Annotated in this window: 19 protein-coding genes; 7 read left to right on the forward strand and 12 right to left on the reverse strand. The window is 65.1% G+C overall.

Going from position 1 to position 22308, the window contains the following annotated elements; genetic code table 11:
* Positions 1-326: 326 nt before the first annotated feature.
* Together ppdK and IVB42_RS36705 are read right to left on the reverse strand one after the other, a co-directional pair.
* Positions 327-3281, reverse strand: coding sequence for a pyruvate, phosphate dikinase (gene ppdK, locus IVB42_RS36700; RefSeq protein WP_247372703.1), 2955 nt, complete (start codon positions 3279-3281; stop codon positions 327-329).
* A gap of 96 nt (positions 3282-3377) precedes the next feature.
* Positions 3378-3533: a DUF3096 domain-containing protein gene (locus IVB42_RS36705; RefSeq protein ID WP_007594951.1), complete on the reverse strand. Its 156-nt coding sequence runs from the start codon at positions 3531-3533 to the stop codon at positions 3378-3380.
* Between the two features lie 221 nt (positions 3534-3754).
* On the opposite strand from IVB42_RS36705, the gene IVB42_RS36710 reads away from it, so the two are divergent.
* Complete coding sequence (locus IVB42_RS36710) at positions 3755-4108, forward strand: DUF1236 domain-containing protein (protein ID WP_018454893.1); 354 nt, start codon at positions 3755-3757, stop codon at positions 4106-4108.
* 268 nt (positions 4109-4376) lie between these two features.
* On the opposite strand, the gene glyS is transcribed toward IVB42_RS36710, so the two are convergent.
* From glyS to IVB42_RS36740, 6 genes are all read right to left on the reverse strand, one after another.
* A complete protein-coding gene (glyS, locus tag IVB42_RS36715) occupies positions 4377-6476 on the reverse strand; it encodes a glycine--tRNA ligase subunit beta (protein ID WP_247396534.1) in 2100 nt (699 codons plus the stop codon).
* Positions 6476-7411: a glycine--tRNA ligase subunit alpha gene (locus tag IVB42_RS36720; RefSeq protein ID WP_204513855.1), complete on the reverse strand. Its 936-nt coding sequence runs from the start codon at positions 7409-7411 to the stop codon at positions 6476-6478. Before IVB42_RS36720 ends, glyS begins: the two co-directional genes overlap by 1 nt.
* A 195-nt stretch (positions 7412-7606) precedes the next feature.
* Positions 7607-7798: a hypothetical protein gene (locus IVB42_RS36725; RefSeq protein ID WP_085352613.1), complete on the reverse strand. Its 192-nt coding sequence runs from the start codon at positions 7796-7798 to the stop codon at positions 7607-7609.
* A 118-nt stretch (positions 7799-7916) separates the two neighbouring features.
* Complete coding sequence (locus IVB42_RS36730; protein ID WP_247372701.1) at positions 7917-8825, reverse strand: S49 family peptidase; 909 nt, start codon at positions 8823-8825, stop codon at positions 7917-7919.
* A gap of 211 nt (positions 8826-9036) precedes the next feature.
* Positions 9037-9807, reverse strand: a complete 771-nt coding sequence (locus IVB42_RS36735; protein ID WP_247372698.1) for a methyltransferase — start codon at positions 9805-9807, stop codon at positions 9037-9039.
* Positions 9800-10027, reverse strand: coding sequence for a DUF2007 domain-containing protein (locus tag IVB42_RS36740; protein WP_007607161.1), 228 nt, complete (start codon positions 10025-10027; stop codon positions 9800-9802). Before IVB42_RS36740 ends, IVB42_RS36735 begins: the two co-directional genes overlap by 8 nt.
* 131 nt (positions 10028-10158) lie before the next feature.
* Between IVB42_RS36740 and IVB42_RS36745 the strand changes: the two genes are divergently transcribed.
* The 5 genes from IVB42_RS36745 (at position 10159) to IVB42_RS36765 (ending at position 14925) form a co-directional block, all read left to right on the forward strand.
* Positions 10159-11166, forward strand: a complete 1008-nt coding sequence (locus tag IVB42_RS36745; RefSeq protein WP_007594965.1) for a polyprenyl synthetase family protein — start codon at positions 10159-10161, stop codon at positions 11164-11166.
* A 411-nt stretch (positions 11167-11577) separates the two neighbouring features.
* Positions 11578-12093 (forward strand): helix-turn-helix domain-containing protein, encoded by a 516-nt coding sequence (locus IVB42_RS36750; RefSeq protein ID WP_018454901.1) that lies wholly within the window; start codon positions 11578-11580, stop codon positions 12091-12093.
* A gap of 1 nt (position 12094) precedes the next feature.
* The gene (gene fabF / locus IVB42_RS36755) at positions 12095-13351 is read left to right on the forward strand and encodes a beta-ketoacyl-ACP synthase II (RefSeq protein WP_247372696.1); all 1257 of its coding nucleotides are present in this window, start codon (positions 12095-12097) and stop codon (positions 13349-13351) included.
* A gap of 58 nt (positions 13352-13409) precedes the next feature.
* Complete coding sequence (locus IVB42_RS36760) at positions 13410-14042, forward strand: LysE family translocator (RefSeq protein WP_018454903.1); 633 nt, start codon at positions 13410-13412, stop codon at positions 14040-14042.
* Positions 14043-14049: 7 nt separating this feature from the next.
* Positions 14050-14925, forward strand: coding sequence for an alpha/beta hydrolase (locus tag IVB42_RS36765; protein ID WP_247299542.1), 876 nt, complete (start codon positions 14050-14052; stop codon positions 14923-14925).
* Between the two features lie 27 nt (positions 14926-14952).
* On the opposite strand, the gene IVB42_RS36770 is transcribed toward IVB42_RS36765, so the two are convergent.
* The 3 genes from IVB42_RS36770 to IVB42_RS36780 all read right to left on the reverse strand — a co-directional run bounded on the left by IVB42_RS36770 (position 14953) and on the right by IVB42_RS36780 (position 19661).
* Complete coding sequence (locus IVB42_RS36770) at positions 14953-15837, reverse strand: 4-(cytidine 5'-diphospho)-2-C-methyl-D-erythritol kinase (protein ID WP_018454905.1); 885 nt, start codon at positions 15835-15837, stop codon at positions 14953-14955.
* Positions 15838-15865: 28 nt separating this feature from the next.
* Complete coding sequence (locus IVB42_RS36775) at positions 15866-17668, reverse strand: tetratricopeptide repeat protein (RefSeq protein WP_026232840.1); 1803 nt, start codon at positions 17666-17668, stop codon at positions 15866-15868.
* A 331-nt stretch (positions 17669-17999) separates the two neighbouring features.
* Positions 18000-19661 carry an electron transfer flavoprotein-ubiquinone oxidoreductase gene (locus IVB42_RS36780; protein ID WP_018454907.1) on the reverse strand — a complete coding sequence of 554 codons (1662 nt, stop codon included), beginning with the start codon at positions 19659-19661 and terminating at the stop codon, positions 18000-18002.
* 135 nt (positions 19662-19796) lie between these two features.
* Here IVB42_RS36780 and IVB42_RS36785 point away from each other — a divergent pair, with 135 nt between their 5' ends.
* On the forward strand, positions 19797-20606 hold the full coding sequence (locus IVB42_RS36785) for a uracil-DNA glycosylase (protein WP_247372693.1): 810 nt from the start codon (positions 19797-19799) through the stop codon (positions 20604-20606).
* Positions 20607-20730: 124 nt separating this feature from the next.
* Here IVB42_RS36785 and IVB42_RS36790 read toward each other — a convergent pair whose 3' ends face one another.
* On the reverse strand, positions 20731-22239 hold the full coding sequence (locus IVB42_RS36790) for a glycosyltransferase family 39 protein (protein ID WP_247391673.1): 1509 nt from the start codon (positions 22237-22239) through the stop codon (positions 20731-20733).
* Positions 22240-22308: the final 69 nt, after the last annotated feature.

The following is a 22308-nucleotide window of genomic DNA, read 5'->3' on the forward strand; positions in this document are numbered from 1 at the left end:
GGCGATGATGCGCCTTGGTAAATGCGCCCTCACGCGAAGGGGTAAACAACTGGTCAACGCGAATGGTGAAGGAACTCTTGCGCGCACGTGTCATTACGGGATGCGCGCGGTTCCATCGCCACTTCGACCATAGCCGCCATGCCCCGCGAAGGCGGGGCATAGTACGCCGCGGCTCCTTCCCTATCACGTCACCGCCTCTGGAATACTGGATCGCCCGCTTACGCGGGCGATGACACTGAATGTGTGGCAAGAACGTCGCCTCAAAAGAAAGAGGCGGGGTTTTGGCCCCGCCTCTTTCGCTCTCAACATTCAACTCGCCGCTTACCTTACGCTTGGCTCGCGATCGCCTTGCCGAGCGCGGCTTGCGCGGCGGCGAGGCGGGCGATCGGGACGCGGTAGGGCGAGCAGGAGACGTAGTCGAGGCCGATCGCGTGACAGAAGGCGACGGAGGCGGGATCGCCGCCGTGCTCGCCGCAGATGCCGACCTTGAGCGAGGGGCGCGTCTTGCGACCGCGTGCGACGCCGATCTTGACGAGCTCGCCGACGCCTTCCTGGTCGAGCGCGACAAAGGGATCGATCGGCAGGATGCCCTTGGACACGTAGGTGCCGAGGAAGCTTGCGGCATCGTCACGGCTGATGCCGTACGTCGTCTGCGTGAGGTCGTTGGTACCGAATGAGAAGAACTCGGCGCTCTCCGCGATCTCGGCCGCGAGCAGGCAGGCGCGCGGCAGCTCGATCATTGTGCCGACCTGATAGGTCAGCTTGGTGTTGGTGTCGCGCATCACCGCCTTCGCGGTGGAATCGATGCGCGCCTTGACGAGGTCGAGCTCCATCTTGGTGGCGATCAGCGGCACCATCACCTCGAGGCCGACGGCCTTGCCGGTGCGCTTCTCGGCCTCGACCGCCGCTTCGAAGATCGCACGTGCCTGCATCTCGGCGATCTCGGGATAGGCTATCGCGATACGGCAGCCGCGGAAGCCGAGCATCGGATTGAACTCCGACAGCTCCCGCGCGCGGTCGGCCAGGCGCCGCGGGTCGGTGTTCATGGCGCGCGCCACTTCCTCGACCTCGGCATGGGTGTGCGGCAGGAACTCGTGCAGCGGCGGATCAAGCAAGCGGATCGTGACGGGCAGGCCCTTCATGATCTCGAACAACTCGACGAAGTCGGCGCGCTGCATCGGCAGCAGTTTTGCCAGCGCAGCGCGGCGCGACTGCTCGTCCTCGGAGAGGATCATCTCGCGCACCGTGCGGATGCGCGTCTCCTCGAAGAACATGTGCTCGGTACGGCAGAGGCCGATGCCTTCCGCGCCGAACTTGATCGCAGTGTGCGCGTCCTCCGGCGTGTCGGCGTTGACGCGCACGCCGATCTTGCGGACCTGGTCGGCCCATTTCATCAGCGTGCCGAACTCGCCGGACAGCTCGGGCTCGATCATCGGCATGCGGCCGGCGAGCACCTGGCCGAGCGAGCCGTCGATGGTGATGACGTCGCCGGTCTTGAAGGTGCGTGAGCCGATGCTCATGGTGCCGCGGCCGTAATCGACGCGGATGGTGCCGCAGCCGGAGACGCAGGGCTTGCCCATGCCGCGCGCGACGACCGCAGCATGCGAGGTCATGCCGCCGCGGGTGGTCAAGATGCCTTCGGCGGCGTGCATGCCGTGGATGTCTTCGGGGCTGGTCTCGATCCGGACCAGAATCACCTTGCGTCCGTCGGCCTGAAGCTTGGCCGCTTCGTCCGAGGAGAACACGATCTCGCCGGAGGCCGCACCCGGCGAGGCCGGCAGGCCGGTCGCAATCACGTCGCGCTTGGCGTTGGGGTCGATGGTCGGATGCAGCAGCTGGTCGAGCGAGGCGGGGTCGATCCGCGTCACTGCTTCCTTCTTGGTGATCAGGCCTTCATTGGCGAGCTCGACCGCGATGCGCAGCGCCGCCTTGGCAGTACGCTTGCCGCCGCGGGTCTGCAGCATCCAGAGCTTGCCCTGCTCGACCGTGAACTCCATGTCCTGCATGTCGCGGTAGTGCTTCTCGAGCAGCGTGTAGATCCGCGTCAGCTCCCTGAAGGCTTCCGGCATCGCCGATTCCATCGATGCCTTGTCGGAGCCCGAGTCCTTGCGCGCTTCCTCGGTGATGTCCTGCGGTGTGCGGATGCCCGCCACCACGTCCTCCCCTTGCGCGTTGATCAGGAACTCGCCGTAGAGCTTGCTCTCGCCGGTCGAGGGATTGCGCGTGAAGGCAACGCCGGTCGCCGAGGTCTCGCCCATGTTGCCGAACACCATGGCCTGCACGTTGACCGCGGTGCCCCAGGATTCCGGAATGTCGTGCAGCCTGCGGTAGGTCACCGCGCGGGCGTTCATCCAGGATGAAAACACCGCGCCGATCGCGCCCCAGAGTTGGTCGTGCGGGTCCTGCGGAAAATCCTTGCCCGTTTCGCGCGCGACCGCGTCCTTGTACTTGCCGACCAGATCGACCCAGTCGTCGGCGGTGAGATCCGTGTCGAGCGTGTAGCCCTGGCTGTCCTTGAAGGTATCGAGGATTTCCTCGAAATGATGATGCTCGAAGCCGAGCACCACGTCCGAATACATGGTGATGAAGCGGCGATAGCTGTCATAGGCGAAGCGGCGATCGCCCGACAGTTCCGACAGCGCTTCCACCGTCTCGTCGTTGAGGCCGAGATTGAGCACCGTGTCCATCATGCCCGGCATCGAGGCGCGGCCGCCGGAGCGCACGGAAACGAGCAGCGGATTCCTGGAATCGCCGAAGATCTTGCCGGTCAACTTGCCGACATGATCGAGCGCCTTCTCAACCTGCGACTTCAATTCCTTCGGGTAGGATTTGTCATGCGCGTAGAAATAGGTGCAGACCGAGGTCGGGATGGTGAAGCCCGGAGGCACCGGCAGGCCGAGATTGGCCATCTCGGCGAGGTTGGCGCCCTTGCCGCCGAGCAAATCGCGCATCTCCGCTTTGCCCTCGGCCTTGCCGTCCCCAAAGGTGAACACCCACTTGCCGGCCTTGGCCGCAACAGGCGCAGCCTTGGTTGAAGCAGTCTTGCTCGGTACCGGCTTCGCGGCGACCTTCGGCGCAACCGGCTTCGTCGCTGCCTTTGCAACAGCCTTGGAAACCGACTTGGCGGCAGGCTTCACAGCCGGCTTGGCAGCGGCCTTGGCCACGGGCTTCGGGGCGCGCTTGGCAAGAGCCTTGCGGGCCGCCGGCGCGGCTTTCGCCTTGGCGGAGGACTTTGATTTCGCTGGAATTTTCGCTGGAGTTTTCGAGGCGGCTTTGGCCATAGCTTGCACACAACCTGCGAGAGGAATGGGTAATTGCGCGCCTTACACCACTTTGGGCAGGTCCGCGCAAGTCGAAGAGTTCCCTAGAATGAAGGCCTAGAGATGGAGCCACTTCAACAATCCGAGCCCGATCGCACCATTTATGATGAGAAAAATCGCGACGATCAGGTTCAGGAGGCGCGGCATGATCAGGATGAGCACACCCGCAAGCAGCGACAGGATCGGCGAGATGTGGGCGACGGTGATGTGCATGAATTTTCTTTCCGTGGGTGGGGCGAATCGCGGCGGGATCATAGCGGACTGGGTTCCGCGGGTAGAGACGCACCGGGGGCGCGCGAGTTCCCGGCTTCGCGAAAACTGCCCGAAAATGCCGCGAATGCGGCGGGCGTTTTCCGGAACATCGCGGAGACGCATGCATTGGCAACCGGTCGCGCCAGTGGCGCTTCCCGAAAACCTTCTCGAAGGAGTTGCCCATGCGGAACAGGATTCTTGCTCTTGCAGCGCTCGCGGCCTCGATCGGCTCGCCCCTTGCGGCGCAGGCGCAAAGCAGCGTCACCGTGGGACGCGCGCCCGTCGTCGTCGAGAGCGGCCCGACCATTGCGGTCGAGCAGCGGCCGGCTTTCCGCGACTATGTCGTCGAACAACGTGTGCCGGCTTTCCGCATCCCGGATCGCGTGGTGGTCGGTGCCACCTTACCTGAAAGCGGCGTCACCTATTATGACGTGCCGCAACGTTTCGGCGCCACCACCTATCGCTACACCGTCGTAAACGGCGAGACCGTGCTGGTTGAGCCGCGCTCGCGGCGCATCGTCGAGGTGATGGACTAACGTTTCCGGTATCAACTAGGTGTCCGGCGCGTCACATCAATCAGGCTGACGCGAGCAGTATAGTCGGACATCAGGCCCCGCCCGGTCCTCCCCCCGCCGGGCGGGGCTTTTTGTGTGGGCACTCTTCGCGCACAGCAATTGCGGCCACCAACTCCGTCGTCATGGCCCGGGCTTGTCCCGGCCATCCATGCCTCTCCGCGAGCGAAGAAGGACGTGGATGCCCGGGACAAGCCCGGGCATGACGGGGTCCAGTTGCGCCAAGACGCGCTCAATCCTGGATCTTCGAGAAATCCGCCACCGCACGCGTGGCGCTGCGGATCTCGTTGAGCAATTTTAGCCGGTTCTCACGCACCTTCGCATCCTCGTCGTTGACGCGAACTTTCTCGAAGAACGCATCGACCGGCGGACGCAGCTTGGCCATCGCACTCATCGCGGCAGCGAAGTCTTCCTTCGCGACAGCAGCGCTTGCCTCCGCCTTCACTTCGCCGATCGCGTTGGCCAGCGCCTTCTCCTCGTCGAGGCCATAGAGCGCAGCATCGGGCGCGCCCTCGAACGCGCGCTTGTCCTTCTTCTCCTCGATGCCGAGGATATTGCTGGCGCGCTTGATGCCGGCGAGCAAATTCTTGCCGTCCTCGGACTCGAGGAATTTTCCAAGCGCCTCGACGCGGCGGACGATCATCAGAAGGTCGTCCTGGCCACCGAGCGCGAACACGGCGTCGACCAGATCGTGCCGCGCGCCCTGCTCGCGGAGCTGCACTTTCAGCCGGTCTGCGAAGAAGGCGAGCAGGTCGCTCGGAAGCTTCTGCGCATCGGCAGGCTTCAAGGACAAGCCGGCGAGTGCGGACGCCGCCATCTTCATGATCGACATACGCAGTGCGTTCTCACCGATCAGCCTGATCACACCCAGCGCCGCGCGGCGCAGCGCATACGGATCCTTCGATCCCGTCGGCTTTTCGTCGATCGCCCAGAAGCCGACAAGCGTGTCGAGCTTGTCCGCGAGCGCGACTGCGACGCTGACCGGATCGGTCGGCACGCGATCGGCAGGCCCTTGCGGCTTATAGTGCTCCTCGCAGGCGGCAGCGACGGAGGCGTCCTCGCCCTGGGCCAGCGCGTAGTACTTGCCCATCAGGCCCTGCACCTCGGGGAATTCGCCGACGACTTCGGTCAGCAAATCCGCCTTCGCCAGATGCGCGGCGCGCGTCGCCTTGGCGACATCGGCGCCGACGAGCGGCGCGATCTCTGCGGCGAGACGCTCGATTCGCTTGATGCGCGCAGCCTGGGTGCCGAGCTTCTCGTGGAACACGATCTGCTCGAACTTCGGCAGCCGGTCTTCCAGCTTCGTCTTCAGGTCCGTCTCGTAGAAGAATTTCGCATCCGACAAGCGCGGACGAATCACACGCTCGTTGCCGGCGACGATGGTCTTGCCGCCGTCAGGCGCCTCGATGTTGGCGGTGAGCACGAACTTGTTGGTCAGCTTGCCCGTCTTGGGATCTTTGACGACGAAGCACTTCTGGTTGTTGCGGATGGTGGCGCGGATCACCTCGTCGGGGATCGCGAGATACTCCGCTTCGAACGATCCCATCATGACGACGGGCCATTCGACGAGACCCGAAACCTCATCGAGCAGCACCTGATCCTCGACCAGTTCGAACCCTTGCGCAAAGGTCAGCTCCTTGGCGTCGGCAAAGATGATGTCCTTGCGCGCCTGCGGATCGAGGATGACTTTTGCGGCCTTCAGCTTCGCTTCGTAGTCCTCGAAGCGGCGGACGGAAATCGCGCTAGGAGCCATGAAGCGGTGACCGTAAGTGGTCTGGCCGGCCTCGATGCCGTCCACCGAGAATTTGACGACATCGGGCTCTTCGGTCTCGAGCCCGAACGTCGCGGTGATCGCGTGCAGCGGACGCACCCAGCTCAGCGAGCTCGGCTTGCCGGAGCGCGCGCCCCAGCGCATCGATTTCGGCCAAGGGAAAGTGCGGATGATCACGGGGAGGATTTCCGCGAGCACGTCGATGGCGTCGCGGCCGGGCTTCTCGATCAGCGCGATGTAGAAGTCGCCCTTCGGATCGCGCTGGATCTTGGCCTCGTCCAGCGACGTCAAACCCGTCGCTTTCAGAAAACCCTGCACGGCCGCGTCGGCCGCACCGATCTTCGGTCCGCGGCGTTCGGTCTTCAGGTCAGGCTGGCGCGCAGGGATGCCGTGCACGGTAAGCGCAAGGCGGCGCGGCGTCGCGAACGCCTTCGCGCCTTCGTAGACGAGACCCTCGGCGACGAGCTTGTCGGTGACCATGCGGCGCAGATCGTCCGCCGCCTTGGCCTGCATGCGCGCGGGGATTTCTTCCGAGAAAAGTTCAAGCAAAAGATCGGGCATCAGGTCGCTCCGCCCGCTTCAGTATGTATCCAGGCCTCGCCGCAAGCTTTTGCCAGTTCGCGCACGCGAAGAATGTAGCTCTGCCGCTCCGTCACGGAGATCACGCCGCGCGCGTCGAGCAGGTTGAACACATGGCTTGCCTTGATGCACTGGTCATAGGCCGGAAGCGACATCAGATGCGCCTCGCGCTTGCCATCTTTCCAACCCGCATCGAGGTATTTCCGGCAGGCGGCTTCCGCCATCTTGAACTGCTCGAACAGCATCGCGGTGTCGGCCACTTCGAAATTGTGCTTCGAATATTCCCGCTCGGCCTGCAGGAAGACATCGCCATAGGTGACCTTGGCGTCGCCGTCGCGGCCGTTGAAGTTGAGGTCGTAGACCCGGTCGACGCCCTGCACGTACATCGCGAGGCGCTCGAGCCCGTAGGTGAGTTCGCCCGCGACCGGCGCGCATTCGACACCCGCGACCTGCTGGAAATAGGTGAACTGGCTGACTTCCATGCCGTCGCACCAGCACTCCCAGCCGAGGCCCCAGGCGCCCAGCGTCGGGCTCTCCCAATCGTCCTCGACGAAGCGAATGTCGTGCACGGCGGAATCGATGCCGATCGCGGCGAGCGACTTCAGGTACAGCTCCTGAAGGTTCGCCGGCGACGGCTTCATGATCACCTGGAATTGGTAGTAGTGCTGCAGCCGGTTCGGATTCTCGCCGTAGCGGCCGTCCTTGGGCCGCCGCGAGGGCTGCACGTAGGCCGCATTCCAGGGCTTTGGCCCGAGCGCGCGCAGCGTGGTCGCCGGATGGAAGGTACCCGCACCCATCTCCATATCGTAGGGCTGCAGGATCACGCAGCCCTGCTCGGCCCAGAACCGCTGGAGCGCGAGGATAAAGCCCTGGAACGAGCGTTCCGGGCGCATATGGGCGGGCAAGGAGGCGTCCATCGTCAGATCGGGCTCTCGCGGGGGGTTGAATCGCGCGGGACCGTATCGACGGCAGGGGTGGGAATCAAGGTGAAGGGGGTGGATTCGGGCCTAGTTCTCCGTCATGGCCGGGCTTGTCCCGGGCATCCACGTTCTTCGTGCGGTGAGACAAGGCGTGGATGGCCGGGACAAGCCCGGCCATGACGTCTGCAGCAACTAACCCGGCCGATATGCTCCGGTGACGGGATCCTGCTTCAGCGTCTGGACGGCCCCCATATGGGCGGCCTCGGCGACGCGCGAGAGGCGCATCTCCTCCAGCTCCTGGTTGATCCTGACGGCGGTCTTGTAAGCCCAGCGGACCACGGCAAGCCCGCCCAGGACGCCCGCGAATGCGACGAACGGCGGCATCGGTCGTTCCTTGTTCACAATGCTCAGCCCCCACGCGCATTCTTGCGCAGACCGGGCCGCGCCGCAATTGGCACGGCTTCAAGTCTCCTTGGGGCCAAATGGCGCGGAGGGGCTCCGTCTAAAACCCGAATTTCGCCCAGATCGCGCGCGTCTCGACCGCCGAGATCAGGTCGTCCGGCAGGCTGGCCATTGATTCCATGGCGGAAAGCTGCCCCGCGCCGGGCGATTTCCGGCCCAAAAGGCCGGAGAGCAGACCGGTCGGCTGGGCAATCACGGGGGTGAGAACCTTCTCGCCATAGCGGGCACGAAGAGTTGAGCGGAGATCGCCGATGCTGTCGGCGAGCCCCAGCGCGATCGAACTCTCGCCGGCCCAGTATTCGCCCGTGAACAGGGTGTCGTCGGAGCCCTTCAACCGCGCGCCGCGGCTCTCCTTCACCAGCGCGATGAAGATCTGGTGGATCTCGCGCTGGAGCGCCTTGAGCTTGGCGACGTCGTCGGGGTTTTCAGGGAGAAACGGATCGAGCATCGCCTTGTGCGCGCCGGCGGTGTAGAGGCGCCGCTCGATGCCGAGCCGCTTGATCGCCTCCTGGAAACCAAAACTGCCGCCGACCACGCCGATCGAGCCGAGGATCGAGGACGGATCGCAGATGATCTCGTCGCCGGCGCACGCGATCATGTAGCCGCCGGAGGCCGCGACGTCCTCGACGAACACCAGCACCGGCAGCTTCTTCTCCGCCGCGAGCTGCTTGATGCGCAGGTAGATCTGGCGCGACTGCACCGGCGAGCCGCCGGGCGAATTGATCACCAGCGCCACCGCCTTGGCGTTGCGCGTCGAAAACGCCCGCTCCAGAACCCGCGAAACCGTCGCGAGCGTCATGCCCGGGCGCAGCGGCGTCACTGCGCCGATCACACCGGACAGCCGCACCACCGGCACCACGGCCGTGCCGGGACGGAAGCGCGCCGGCAGATATTGCATGAGCTTGTCGGCCAGGCCGGAACTCTCAGGATCGTTCAATTTTTCGGCCATGCCGTTACCTCTGATTAACCGTTTCTTATCACGCGACTGTCATTGGAAGGGCCCGGAACGTGTTTTGCAGAAACGCCGTTGAGAGGCTGCAATGGGCCAGCGGAGAACACCATGAAAATCTATCTGCTGATGCTGCTGATCGGTGCGCTGTTCATGGCGATCCGCCTGACGACTCCGCAAGAGCAGCAGTCGGAATCGCTTCCGCGATAGCTCAGCACGGTTCCACCAGGGGTAGAACCGCCCTTCCCTCCAGAATATCCATCACCTCTATTTTGGGCACGCGTGACTCCTCGTTGAGCATGAGGCCCGGCAACAATCGTACCGGTGCCCTCCCGCCCTTGATTGCGCGCACCAGCACGCGGATCGCGGGCCGCCCGGCTTCACCGTGAACCGGCAGAATCGCGAGACTGCCGAAGCCGCGAGACAGCGCCGCCAAAACCTCCGCGATCCCATCTGCGCGCCAGATCAATGTCAGCGCGCCATGCGATCGGAGGATGCGCCGCGCCGCATGCACCCAGGCATTCAGCGTCTGATCCGTCGCCACATGCGCGATCTGGCGCGCCTGATCGGGCGAACCGCGATGGCGAGCGGGATCGTTGAAGGGCGGGTTCATCAGCACGACGTCGACGCTGTCGGGCGCGAGCCCGCTGGCTGCGAAGGCCTGCGCGTCCGCGGTGACGTCGAGCACGATCGTCTCGGCGGCAATCGCATTCGCGGCCGCATTGGCGCGCGCAAGCTCCGCCAGCTCCGGATCGATCTCGAGCAGGCCGAGCCTGATCCCGGCGACGCGCCGAGCCAACGCAAGGCCCGCCGTGCCGATGCCGGCGCCGAGATCGACGACACGGTCGCCCGCCCTCGCCTCCGTCGCCGCCGCGAGCAGAATGGCGTCGTGCCCGGCGCGATGGCCAGACCGCTTCTGCTTCAGCCGCAATTGCCCGCCGAGAAAGGCGTCCTCGGTGAGGTCTGTCAGGGCTTCACTCATCGCCGCGCAGTTCGTGGCTGAGGCCGGCCTCGGTCAGAAGCTGCCGGGCCTCGATGGCGTCGTCCTCGTGGACCAGGATCCGCCGCGGCAAAATGCCGAGCGAGCCCTCAATGATGCTCATGTTCTGGTCCAGCACCAGATGATGGATGTTGGCGCCGTCGAGCAGCGCGCCGATCGCCGACACCAGCACCATATCGTTGGTCCGAACCAGTTCTCGCAAAACACAGCCTCCTGCCTGACGGGGATTAAGCGCCAAATGTCAATGGTTCCACGGCCCTTGCCGCATCCCCGTCCAGTTTCTATTGTCTTTCCATCAGAATAGCCCTTCCGGGGCAAATATTGGAGACCGGCGTGGCCGTCATCGTACCTTTCGAAACCCCCGGCGCGTCGATCGAAGAGCTGGTTGCCCTTGTCGCCGGTGACATGGAGCGCGTCAACGCCACGATCCTGTCGCGGACCGGTTCGGACGTGACCATGATCCCGGAGGTCGCCAACCATTTGATCTCCTCCGGGGGCAAGCGCCTGCGTCCGATGCTGACGTTGGCCATGGCCAACCTCGCCGGCTACACCGGCGACGGCCATATCAAACTCGCCGCCAGCGTCGAGTTCATGCATACCGCCACGCTGCTCCATGACGACGTCGTCGACGAGAGCGAGATGCGCCGCGGCAAGCTGTCGGCGCGCATGCTCTGGGGCAATGAGGCGAGCGTGCTGGTCGGCGACTTCCTGCTCGGCCAGGCCTTCCGCATGATGGTCGAGGTCGGCTCGCTCCGCGCGCTCGACATTCTCTCCGCGGCCGCCGCCACCATCGCCGAGGGCGAGGTGATGCAGCTTGCCGCCGCCAAGAACACCGCGACCACCGAAGACGAATATCTCGCCGTAATCCGCGGCAAGACCGCCGAGCTGTTCGCGGCCGCCTGCGAGGTCGGGCCCGTGATCGCCAACCGCCCGAAGGCGGAGCAGACCGCCTGCCGCTCGGTCGGCATGAATCTCGGCATCGCCTTCCAGCTCGTCGACGACGTGCTCGACTATGGCGGCAAGAGCGCCAAGCTCGGCAAGAACACCGGCGACGATTTCCGCGAGGGCAAGATCACGCTGCCCGTCGTGCTCGCCTTCCGCCGCGGCAACGACACCGAGCGCGCCTTCTGGATCCGCGCGCTGGAGCGCGGTGAGATCGGCGACACCGACCTCGACCACGCCATCGGGTTGATGAACAAGCATCGCGCGCTCGAAGACACGCGCAGCCGCGCCCAGCACTACGGCGCCATGGCCGTGGACGCGCTGGCGCTGTTCCCGTCCTCGCCGATGAAGAGCGCGCTGGAGCAGGTCGTGGCGTTCTGCCTGGCTCGGTCGCATTAGCTACCTGCATCCTTAGCGCTTGCTGGTAGCCACACCCTCAGTGTCGTCCCGGCGAAGGCCGGGACCCATTACCTCGGTCAGCGTTGTCTTAGCGCCTGTAGCAACCATCGTGCACCACAACAACAGTCGTGGCTATTGGGTCCCGGCCTTCGCCGGGACGACATCGTTGAGATACGCGCCACCACCGCATTAACAGCGTCATTGCGAGCGCAGCGAAGCAATCCAGAATCTTCCCGCAAAGGGACTCTAGATTGTTTCGCTTCGCTCGCAATGACGAGCTAGGTGTGCGAGGGCCGCCTTCCAACTTGCATTCAAATCCTGTGCGCCATCTTGCGGCACACCTCCGTCGGAGTGTTCTAACGGTTCGCCTACTAACTTGCATTTTGCAAGCTACTCACCTACCTTCCCCTCATGCAGCCCAAATCCCCCTCCATTCAGGAATGTCCGGTCGGCCGCGCCGTGGAGACGGTCGGCGAATGGTGGAGCATTTTGATCCTGCGGGATGCATTCCAGGGCGCAACGAGGTTCGACGAATTTTCGCAAAGCCTCGGGATCGCGCCGAACATCCTGTCGCGGCGGTTGGCCCATCTCACCGAAAGCGGCATGTTCGTCCGCCGCCGCTACAATGAACGGCCGCCGCGCTACGAATATGTGCTGACGGACAAGGCCCGGGACTTCTTCCCCGTGGTCGCAACCCTGCTCGCTTGGGGCAACAAGCATCTCGCACCGATGGGCGAAGCGATCCTGCTCGCGAACCGGCACGATTGTCGTCCGTTCAATCCGGTCGTGGTCGATGCCGCCGACATGCAGCCGATCACGCTCACCAATGCGGTCGTCGTCGCAGGCCCCCGCGCCAGCCGTGTAATGCGTAAACGGCTGACCTCGCTCAAAGCCATGAACCCGGCCGTCGCGCCGGCTGGAGACTGACATGCGTCGTATCGTCGTGACGGGAATGGGCGCGGTGTCGCCGCTTGGCTGCGGTGTCGAACTTTCGTGGCGCCGGCTGCTGGCCGGCCAAAGCGGGCTGCGCCCGCTGCCGGAATGGTCGCAGGCGCTGCCCGCACGTATTGCCGGCCTCGTGCCCGACAAGGCCGATGACGCGGAGGGCGGCTTCGATCCCGCGCAGGCCGCCGCGCCGAAAGACCAGCGCAAGATGGACCGCTTCATCCTGTTCGCGCTGCTCGCCACCGCGGAAGCGGTTGCGCAGGCCGGTTGGACGCCGCAGGACGCGGCGGCGCAGGAACGAACTGCGACGATCATCGCCTCCGGCGTCGGCGGTTTTCCGGCAATGGCGGAGGCGGTGCGCATCACCGAACAGCGCGGCCCGCGCCGGCTGTCGCCGTTCACGATCCCCTCCTTCCTCGCCAATCTCGCCGCCGGCCACGTCTCGATCAAATACGGCTACAAGGGAGCGCTGGGCACACCGGTCACGGCCTGCGCTGCCGGCGTTCAGGCGATCGGCGATGCCGCGCGCATGATCCGCGCGGGCGAGACTGATGTGGCGATCTGCGGCGGCGCGGAAGCCTGCATCGACATCGTCAGCCTCGGCGGCTTTGCGGCGGCCCGCGCACTGTCGAGCGGATTCAATGACGCCCGCGCCTCGCGCCCGTTCGATCGCGACCGCGACGGTTTTGTCATGGGCGAAGGCGCCGGCATCCTGGTGATCGAGGAGCTGGAGCATGCATTGGCGCGCGGCGCGAGGCCGATCGCGGAGATCGTCGGATACGGTACGACCGCGGACGCCTATCACATGACATCGGGTCCGCCTGACGGCGACGGCGCCCGGCGCGCCATGGAGATCGCGCTCCGGCAGGCCAAGCTTGCGCCCGCGGATTTACAGCACCTGAACGCGCATGCGACGTCGACGCCGGCCGGCGACGAGAGCGAGCTTGGCGCCATCGCCGCGCTATTCGGCCGCCACCGCGGCATCGCGGTGAGCGCGACCAAATCGGCCACCGGGCATCTGCTCGGCGCCGCCGGTGGCCTCGAAGCGGTCTTCACCGCGCTCGCCCTGCGCGACCAGATCGCGCCGCCGACGCTCAATCTCGAAAACCCTGATCCCGCCGCTGACGGCATCGACATCGTCGCCGGTGTGGCGCGACCGATGCCGATGCAGCACGCGATCTCGAACGGGTTCGGCTTCGGCGGGGTGAATGCCAGCGTGATCTTCCGCCGGATGGGCTGAACGACGGGCCTTAGTCGACGGGCCTTGCAATCGCGGCAAGCATCGCTACCAAAGCAGGATGATCAACACGAATTTCTGGCTGTTCCTGGCCGCCGCTTGTCTCATCGCCGCCGTTCCCGGCCCCGGCATTTTCTACGTCGCGGCACGGACCCTATCGGAAGGGCGCGGCAGCGGTTTTGCATCGACCGCGGGCACCGCACTCGGCGGGCTGGTTCATGTGGTCGCGGGCAGCTTCGGCATCTCCGCGATCATTCTTGCCAGCGCCGAGCTGTTTGCCGCCGTGAAATTCGTCGGCGCACTTTATCTCGTCTGGCTCGGCATCAGGACTTTTCGCAGCGCCAGCCGCGCGCCGTCATTCGACAGCAAGCCCGTCGGCGACAAGCGCGCCTTTCGCGACGGCGTGCTGGTCGAGGCGCTGAACCCGAAGACCGCCGCCTTCTTCCTCGCCTTCATTCCGCAGTTCCTTGACCCGGCGGGATCGAACCCGACACTGCAATTCATCACGTTGGGCGCGCTCTCGGTGACGCTGAACACGCTCGCCGATATCGTGGTGGTGCTGATGGCCTCCGCGACACGTACGCAGTTGATCGGACGCCCGCATTTGATGCGACGTCTCACCCAGGGCTCCGGCGTCTTCATCGCAGGGCTCGGCCTGTCGCTCGCACTGGCGCGGCGGCCCGTGAATGGATAGCGCCACCATGCCCGCCCCGCAAAGCCGCATTTACGAGTCTCACGGCCTGCGGCTGCACTATGCCGACTGGGGCAACGACGGCGCGCCGGTCGCCATCCTGGTTCACGGCGGCCGCGATCACTGCCGGAGCTGGGACGTCATCGCCCGGTCGCTGCAGCCGCATTTTCACGTGCTCGCACCGGACCTGCGCGGTCACGGCGATTCCGACTGGACCAGGGGCGGCAGCTACGCGCTGACGGAGTATGTGTACGATCTGGCCCAGCTCGTCCGTGCCATCGCGGCGCCTCAAGTCACTCTCATCGGCCATTCTATGGGCGGCATGGTCAGCCTGATCTTTACAGGGGCATTCCCCGAACAGGTCTCGAAGCTGGTCGTGCTCGACGGCGTGACGATGTTGCCGGATACACCAAAACCGCCGGTGCATGAGCGGATCGGCAAGTGGATCGGTCAGCTCGACAAGTTGCACGACCGCGCACCGCGCCGCTATTCGACCCTCGAAGACGCGGCGGCGCAGATGGTCCTTCACAACAAGCGGCTGTCTCGCGAGCTCGCGCTGCACCTCGCCACCCACGGCGCGCGGCAGAACGAGGACGGCACCTATAGCTGGAAGTTCGATCCCTACCAGCGCGCCTCTGCGCCGCACCGGCTCTGGCCGGACGATCACATCGCGCTGTGGTCGCGCATCACCTGTCCGACGCTGCTCTTGAATGCCGGCGAAAGCTTTCTGGCTGGCGCGAGGGCCGCGGGGCTGGAGCGCTACTTTCCGCAGGCGCGCGTCGAGACCATTGCAGGGGCCGGACACTGGCTGCAGCATGACAAGCCGCAGGAGGTGTTGGGTGAGATCCGGCGGTTTCTCGGGCTTGGCGAGGACGCTGCGGGCTAGCTCCGCAACATCCGCGTCATTGCAGATCTAGCTCAGCGTTCCCGAGTGCACCCACCAGCCGGAATGATCCCTGCGGATATTCTCGGCGGCGGCATGCGCCTCGGCAGATGCGCCATAGATCGCAAAGCACGTCGCCCCCGAGCCGGACATGCGGGCGAGCTTGACGCCGGCGGAGCCACGCAAGGCTTCCAGCACGTCGCCAATCACCGGCTTGATGCGCATCGCAGGCGCTTCGAGATCATTGGCGACGGTCTCGAGAGTATCGATCCAGTCGGCGATGGAGGCGCCCTCGCCTGGCCAGGCCGGGCCGTCGAAGACGGACGTGGCGCCGACCAGGAGTTCGCCGTTGCGCAGGCCCAGCTCCTGGAACACGTCCTTTGTCGCGACCGGCACGCGTGGATTGACCATCACGCAGGGCATGCTCGGCAGCATCAAGGGCAGCAGCTGCTCGCCGACACCGGTCATGTCGCAGGCGCGCGAGAACAGACACACCGGCACGTCGGCGCCGGTCGCAAGCGCAACCTTCTGGAGGCGGGCGTCGTCGAGCGACAGATCGTTGAGGCGCGCCAGCAACCGCAGCGCCGCCGCGGCGTCGGCCGAGCCGCCGCCGATGCCGGCGGCGACCGGGAGCACCTTGTCGAGCGCGAAGGCGCCCAGCTTCAGGTTCGGGACGGCTTCGGCCAGGAGCTTGGCCGCCTTGAACACGAGGTTGTCGGCCATATTGCCGCAGGCCGCGGCGAGCGGCCCCGTCGTGGTGAGCTTCAGCTCGCCGCCGGGCTCCAGCGTGAGCCGGTCGGCGCAGTCGGCAAAGGCGACCACGCTTTCGAGATCATGATAGCCGTCGGCACGACGGCCCACCACGCGAAGGCTCAGATTGACCTTCGCGCGCCCTTCTTCAATCAACGCCGGCATTGACGACACGCCCCCAACTTCAACTCACTCAGCCGCCCTTGCCGTCGTCCTTCTTCTTCTCCTTCTCCGCCTGCGCAGCCGAGGAGTTCGAATTGTCGTCGGTCATACCGTTTGCAATCTTGGCCTCGATCTTCGGAAGCTCATCCGCTTCGGGCTTGAGATCGCGGGCGTGGGCCCACTGGAACTTGGCTTCCAGCGTGCGGCCGACGCGCCAATAGGCGTCGCCAAGGTGATCGTTGATAGTGGGATCCTCGGGCTTGAGATCAATGGCGCGCTCGAGGTTCTTCACCGCGTCCTCGTAATTGCCGATGCGGTAATAGGCCCAGCCAAGGGAGTCGACGATGTAGCCGTCATCCGGGCGCTGCTCGACTGCCCGCTTGATCATCTTCATGCCTTCGTCGAGATTGATGCCCTGGTCGATCCAGGAATAGCCGAGATAGTTGAGGACGTGCGGCTGGTCGGGTTGCAGCTCGAGCGCCTTCTTCATGTCGGCTTCGGCCTTGCCCCACTGCTTGGAGCGCTCCTCGCAGATGCCGCGATAATAATACCAGACGCTGTTGGCCTTATCGTTGCCGGCCGGCAGCACGTCGACGCCTTGCGAATAGGTCGCGCCGCATTCGCCGAACTTCTTGCGGCCGCGCTCGATGTTGCCGAGCGCCATGATGGCTTCGAGATCCTTGGGATCCTCAGTGGTGACGCCCTTGAGGATCTTGATCGCCTCGTCGGTGCGGTCGGCGGAATCCAGATCGATGGCGAGCTGGATTTGGGCGTTGCGCTTGAGTGGAGAGGACGACGGCACCCGCTCGTAGACCTTGATCGCCATCTGCGGCCGCTTCACCGATTCATAGAGATCGGCGAGCGAGAGCAGCGCCAGGGGATGGGTGGGCTGCAGGTAGAGCGAGAGCTGGAGGTAGACCAGCGCCAGATCCTCGCCGCCGCGGCGGGTCAGTGTGGCGCCGATGCCGTAGAGTGCTTCTGCGGCGCCGGCTTGCGCGCTATCGACAAGCGGCGGCATCTTCTTGCCGGCCTTGGTGTCGCGCAACCCTTCCACGATCAGCGGATGGCGGGCGAGCTTCTTGTCGAAAGCCTGGTAGACCGTGGTCGCGGCGGCCGAGTCCTTGTTGCGAGATAGCCAGCGCGCATAGGCCTCGGTGACACGCAACATGGAATCGTCGAGCTTGTAGGCACGCTCGAACCGGGTGCCAGCGTCTTTCTCCTTGCCGGCGAGTTCGAGGATCATGCCGGCATGGAGATCCTTGAACAGCGGATACCATTCAGGACCGGCCAGCTTGTCGATGGTGGCGACGCCGCCCTTGGCATCCCCCGCACCATAGGCGGCCCAGCCCGACAGCAGCGTGGCGACGAGATCGGTGATCGGACCGCGGATCGACTGGTTGATGTTGGTCTGCGCGGTCGCGTACTTCTTGAACTTGAGATCGTGCACGCCAACGACGAGCCGTGCAACGCGGTTGGTCTTGTCGATGGTCAGGATGCGCTCGGCGAGCTTGACAGCCTCGTCGATGTCACCGTCGGCGACCGAGGAGATGAAGGCGCGATCGAGCAGCTCGTTGTTCTTGGGGTCGGTGCGCAGGGCCGAGCGATAGAATGCGGCGGCGGAGGCCGCGTCGCGCTCGACGCTGGCGTGGCGGGCGGCGAGATAGCTGCCGGAGGTGGTCAGCGCCTTCAGATCGTTTCGGGTCGGAAACTGCGCCGCCGTGTCGGACGGATGGTCCGGCGTCTGCGCCCGGACCGCGCCGGGGACCGTCGCCATCGCTGAGCCCATGAGGGCAATGGCGGCAACAGTCCAACGGTTGAAACGATTTGAAAGCATCGGGGCTCGCCTTGAGTTGGTAGTGCCTGGGTTTGCAGAAGGCCGTATCGCAAGCGAACGCGGCCGGTGGCATGGGGACCCGGAACCGTCAGGCCGACAATGCCGCTTTTGGCGCTTCACCGCAAGGATTCGGGCCGGGCGATCCCCTCCGCACGGCACAAATCGGCCAAGTGACCCGTCAAGAGCGCCCCAAGACGCCGCCAGTATGGCCTTATCGTGACCACGGGGACCGCGGCCGGGTTCTCACGCGAACGTGCGTCACAGGGCGAAGATCACGCAACTCTGGTCACATTGGCCTCGGTCACATGGATCGTGACTTGCTGACCCCAGCCTACATGGCCTCGTAGTTCGGACCGCCGCCGCCCTCCGGGGGAACCCAGGTGATGTTGCCGTTGGGGTCCTTCACGTCGCAGGTTTTGCAGTGAACGCAGTTCTGGGCATTGATCTGGAAGCGCGGGCCCGAACCTTCCTCGATCCACTCATAGACGCCGGCCGGGCAATAGCGATTCGAGGGACCGGCAAACACGTCGTGCTCGGAGGTCTTCTGGAGGTTCATGTCCGTGACCTTGAGATGGACCGGCTGGTCCTCCTCATGATTGGTATTGGACAGGAACACCGACGAGAGCTTGTCGAAGGAAATCTTGCCGTCCGGCTTCGGGTAGGTTCTCGGCGCGTGGGTCTTGGCCGGATCGAGCGTCGCGCGATCGGGCTTCGCGTGCGACTGGGTGCCAAATAGCGAGCCGCCGAACAGCGTGTTGCACCACATGTCGAAGATGCCGAGCCCGGCGCCGATGAAGGTGCCGAACTTCGACAACAACGGCTTGGCATTGCGGACAGGATAGAGGTCCTTACCGACGACGGAATCGCGCCAACCGTTCTCGTATTCGACCAGCTCATCATTGGCGCGGCCCGCAGCGAGAGCCACGTTAACATGTTCGGCCGCGAGCATGCCGGTGCCCATGGCATTGTGCACGCCCTTGATCCGGGGCACGTTGACGAAGCCGGCCGCGCAGCCGATTAGCGCACCGCCCGGGAAGCTCAGCCGCGGCACCGACTGGTACCCGCCTTCGGTGATGGCGCGCGCGCCGTAAGCCAGCCGCTTGCCGCCTTCAAGCGTCGCGCGGACGGCCGGATGGTTCTTGACGCGCTGGAATTCGTCGAATGGCGACAAATAGGGGTCGTTGTAGTTGAGATGAACGACGAAACCGATCGACACCAGGTTCTCGTCATAATGGTAGAAGAACAGGCCGCCGCCGGTGTTGTTGTTCAAGGGCCAGCCAACCGCGTGCTGCACGAGGCCCTTCTGATGCTTGGCCGGATCGATCTGCCAGACTTCCTTGAGCCCGATGCCAAATTTCGGCGGCTCACTTTTGGTGTCGAGCGCGTATTTCGAGATCAGCTGCTTGGTCAGGCTGCCGCGCGCACCTTCGGCGAACAGCGTGTACTTGCCGAGCAATTCCATGCCACGGGTAAAGGAGTCCTTCGGCTTGCCGTCCCGGCCGATCCCCATGTCGCCGGTGGCGATGCCGCGCACCGCGCCATTGTCGTCATAGAGCACTTCGGCCGCGGCAAAACCGGGATAGATCTCGACGCCTAGCGCTTCCGCTTTGCGCGCCAGCCAGCGGCAGACATTGCCGAGCGAGCCGATATAGCAGTGATGATTGTCCATCAGCGGCGGCATGATGAAGTTCGGCAGCTTGATCGCGCTGGTCTCGGTGAACCAGAAGAAGCGGTCGTCCTTGACCTGCGTCTTGAGCGGACAATCGGAATCCTCGCGCCAGTCCGGGATCAGCTTGTCGAGCCCGGCCGGATCGATCACGGCGCCGGAGAGAATATGCGCACCGACCTCGGAGCCCTTCTCCACCACCACGACATTGAGATCGGCATTGATCTGCTTCAGCCGGATCGCCGCAGCCAGGCCCGAGGGACCGGCGCCGACGATGACGACGTCGAATTCCATGGATTCGCGCGGGGGAAGTTCTTCGGTGCTCATCTGATCTCAGCCCTTGAGACGGTCCTTGGTCGATTGCGCCCTCTTGTTTCCGATTTTTCCGGGTAGGACAACCTCGGAAATGCGTTTCGCCGGGGTGCAAGGCGCTCCAAACTGGACTAATAGTCAGACTTTCCGATGATCCCAGAACCCGCACCCACGGTCCGAGAGCTGCTCGCCTTCTATCTGGAGGCCGGAGTCGATTGCACGCTCGCGGAGGAACCGATCGACCGCCTGGCGGAATTGGATGTTCCACCTCCGGCCCCGCGCGCGCCACCTCCAGTCGAGGCCCCACGGCCGGTCGCCGCGCCCGCGGTGATGCGCGGCGAGGCGGCACCTGCGCCCGACATCGCGATCGCCTCGGCGCGCGAGGCCGCACGCACCGCGCCAAGCTTGGAGGCGCTGCGCGAGCTGATGCAGAGCTTTGACGGCTGCGCGCTGAAGCACACGGCGACACGTTTGGTTTTCGCCGACGGCAATCCGCAGGCACGCATCATGTTCGTCGGCGAGGCACCGGGCCGCGACGAGGACATCGAGGGGCTGCCCTTCGTCGGGCGCAGCGGCAAGCTGCTCGATTTGATGATAGGAGCCATAGGCCTCAACCGCACCACGGCCTACATCGCCAACGTGATTCCCTGGCGGCCGCCCGGCAACCGCACGCCGACGCCGCAGGAGACGCAAATCTGCCTGCCGTTCATCCAGCGCCAGATCGAGCTGGTGAATCCGGATGTGCTGGTGACACTCGGCAATCCCTCGACGCAGACGCTGCTGTCGACCCGCGAAGGCATCATGCGTACCCGCGGCCGCTGGTTCGACTACGAGACGGGCGGGCGCACCATTCGCGCGCTGCCGACCTTCCATCCCGCCTATCTGTTGCGCTCGCCGTCGTACAAGCGGCTGGCCTGGCAGGATCTGCGCGCGATCGCGAAGGTGCTGGCGGAGGCGTGAGGGGCCGTACAGCCTTTCGCCGTCATTGCGAGCGCAGCGAAGCAATCCAGAATCTTTCCGCGGAGGGGCTGTGGATTGCTTCGTCGCAAGGGCTCCTCGCAATGACGACCGAAAGAGCGAGCAACTAAGTCCCCTTCGGCCGCACGATGGCCCAGCCGATGCGCAGGAGTTGCTGGCGTCCGGTCACCAGCCATTCGAAGGCGCGCGGGACTTCCGGCACGATGCCGGGAAAGCGCGCGAGGATGTCCGGCGGCGGCGTGCCGGCGGTATCGGAAGCGCGCCAGACCACGACGCCGCCGGTCTCGCTGAATTTGGCCTGATTGATCCAGGGTGTACGCGCGGGCTCGGCATCGATGAAGAGATGCGGCCGGCCGGAATGCAGCGTGATCAAGCTCGCAAGCTGGGTCTCGCCGGCGACCGCGCGCAGGCGATGATTGGTGCGGCGGGCAAAGCTCTCGTCGAAGAAGTCCGAAATCGCGCGGGCCGGCATCGAGGTCGCGATCTCGTTGGCACCGGTCCACGGCAGCAGCAGGACGGCGAGCACGACGCCGATTGCGGGCGCCACGACGGCAGCCGCCCAGACCATCCGCAGCATCCTCGCGCGGCGCATCGCGATGAGATCGCCGGCCCCCACGACCACGGCAAGCCCCGACGACACCAGCACGACGCCGGCGCCGCCGACGACGGCGTCGAGGCCCAGCAGGCCGGAGATCAGCACCGCGCCGAGCGCCGGCGCCAGCGCGAAGAAATAGACGAAATTACGTGCGAGCGGCTCGACCGGCGGGCGGTAGATGATCGGCGCCTCCTCGCTCTTGGGCACGAACAGGCCGGTGTTGAGGACGGTCAGCGCCGGGATCGCCGCCGCACCGAGCAGGAGCCCCCCGAGCAGCCAGGCCGCGTGCAGCGCGCGGGCATTGAGCTGGGCGACCGCAGGCAAGGCCGGCAGGACGAGCGCCTCGGCGCGCATCAGCCAGACGGCATAGGGCAATGCCAGCACGGCGACGACCACCAGCGCAAACAGCGGGTCGAAGGCACGCAACGTGCGGCGGCCGTCCGCGGTTGCGAGCGCGAAGACGACGATCAGCAGCAGCAGGAAGATCGCAGCCGGCGTCGTCAGCAGCAAGAGGCCGGCCTCGATCGACCAGGCAAACCAGGCGTTGCCGCGGCGCTGTCCGATGATCTGCCAGGAATGCAGCAGCAGCAGCGCCCAGAGCGGTCGCGCCAGCACCAGAGGGCCGAAGTCGAGTGTGGGCGAGGAGAAGGCCAGCAGCGTCATGGTCAGCAGCACGGCCAGCACTGCCTGCTGGGGACCGACCACCGCGCGGGACAGATGATAGAGCGTGATCAAAGTCGCGATCCCGCAGAGCTCGGCCAGCACGTAGACACCGAACAGGTGGCCGCCGGCAGCGCGATAGGCGATGTCGGCGAGCCAGACCGGCAAGGGCGGCCCGAGATCGGTGCCGACCTGGTATTCGCGGCCGAAGGCCAGCAGGGTCGCGAGACTGCCGGGCGGGCTGCGATAAAACACGAGCGCCACGAACAGCCACATCGCGGCCTGGAGCAGCACGGCGATCCAGACGATCAGCCGCGGCCGCGCGCGAATGAGCTCGATGACCAGGGAGGTAAACCGCATGCAACGTCCGAAAGATGCAGCCAACCCGTGAAGCCGGCCCTATTCGCTCACGACTGTTTTGATAAAGGG

Source organism: Bradyrhizobium sp. 45 (genome assembly GCF_023073155.1).
GTDB classification, from domain to species: domain Bacteria; phylum Pseudomonadota; class Alphaproteobacteria; order Rhizobiales; family Xanthobacteraceae; genus Bradyrhizobium; species Bradyrhizobium canariense_D.

Coding starts and splice junctions, on each gene's coding strand:
- IVB42_RS36775 (WP_026232840.1), bottom strand. CDS start 17,668: ATGCTTTCAAATCGTTTCAACCGTTGGACTGTTGCCGCCATTGCCCTC.
- ppdK (WP_247372703.1), bottom strand. CDS start 3,281: ATGGCCAAAGCCGCCTCGAAAACTCCAGCGAAAATTCCAGCGAAATCA.
- IVB42_RS36770 (WP_018454905.1), bottom strand. CDS start 15,837: ATGCCGGCGTTGATTGAAGAAGGGCGCGCGAAGGTCAATCTGAGCCTT.
- IVB42_RS36760 (WP_018454903.1), top strand. CDS start 13,410: ATGATCAACACGAATTTCTGGCTGTTCCTGGCCGCCGCTTGTCTCATC.
- IVB42_RS36780 (WP_018454907.1), bottom strand. CDS start 19,661: ATGAGCACCGAAGAACTTCCCCCGCGCGAATCCATGGAATTCGACGTC.
- IVB42_RS36720 (WP_204513855.1), bottom strand. CDS start 7,411: ATGGACGCCTCCTTGCCCGCCCATATGCGCCCGGAACGCTCGTTCCAG.
- IVB42_RS36710 (WP_018454893.1), top strand. CDS start 3,755: ATGCGGAACAGGATTCTTGCTCTTGCAGCGCTCGCGGCCTCGATCGGC.
- IVB42_RS36725 (WP_085352613.1), bottom strand. CDS start 7,798: ATGCCGCCGTTCGTCGCATTCGCGGGCGTCCTGGGCGGGCTTGCCGTG.
- IVB42_RS36735 (WP_247372698.1), bottom strand. CDS start 9,807: ATGAGTGAAGCCCTGACAGACCTCACCGAGGACGCCTTTCTCGGCGGG.
- IVB42_RS36730 (WP_247372701.1), bottom strand. CDS start 8,825: ATGGCCGAAAAATTGAACGATCCTGAGAGTTCCGGCCTGGCCGACAAG.
- IVB42_RS36790 (WP_247391673.1), bottom strand. CDS start 22,239: ATGCGGTTTACCTCCCTGGTCATCGAGCTCATTCGCGCGCGGCCGCGG.
- IVB42_RS36750 (WP_018454901.1), top strand. CDS start 11,578: ATGCAGCCCAAATCCCCCTCCATTCAGGAATGTCCGGTCGGCCGCGCC.
- glyS (WP_247396534.1), bottom strand. CDS start 6,476: ATGCCCGATCTTTTGCTTGAACTTTTCTCGGAAGAAATCCCCGCGCGC.
- fabF (WP_247372696.1), top strand. CDS start 12,095: ATGCGTCGTATCGTCGTGACGGGAATGGGCGCGGTGTCGCCGCTTGGC.
- IVB42_RS36785 (WP_247372693.1), top strand. CDS start 19,797: ATGATCCCAGAACCCGCACCCACGGTCCGAGAGCTGCTCGCCTTCTAT.
- IVB42_RS36705 (WP_007594951.1), bottom strand. CDS start 3,533: ATGCACATCACCGTCGCCCACATCTCGCCGATCCTGTCGCTGCTTGCG.
- IVB42_RS36765 (WP_247299542.1), top strand. CDS start 14,050: ATGCCCGCCCCGCAAAGCCGCATTTACGAGTCTCACGGCCTGCGGCTG.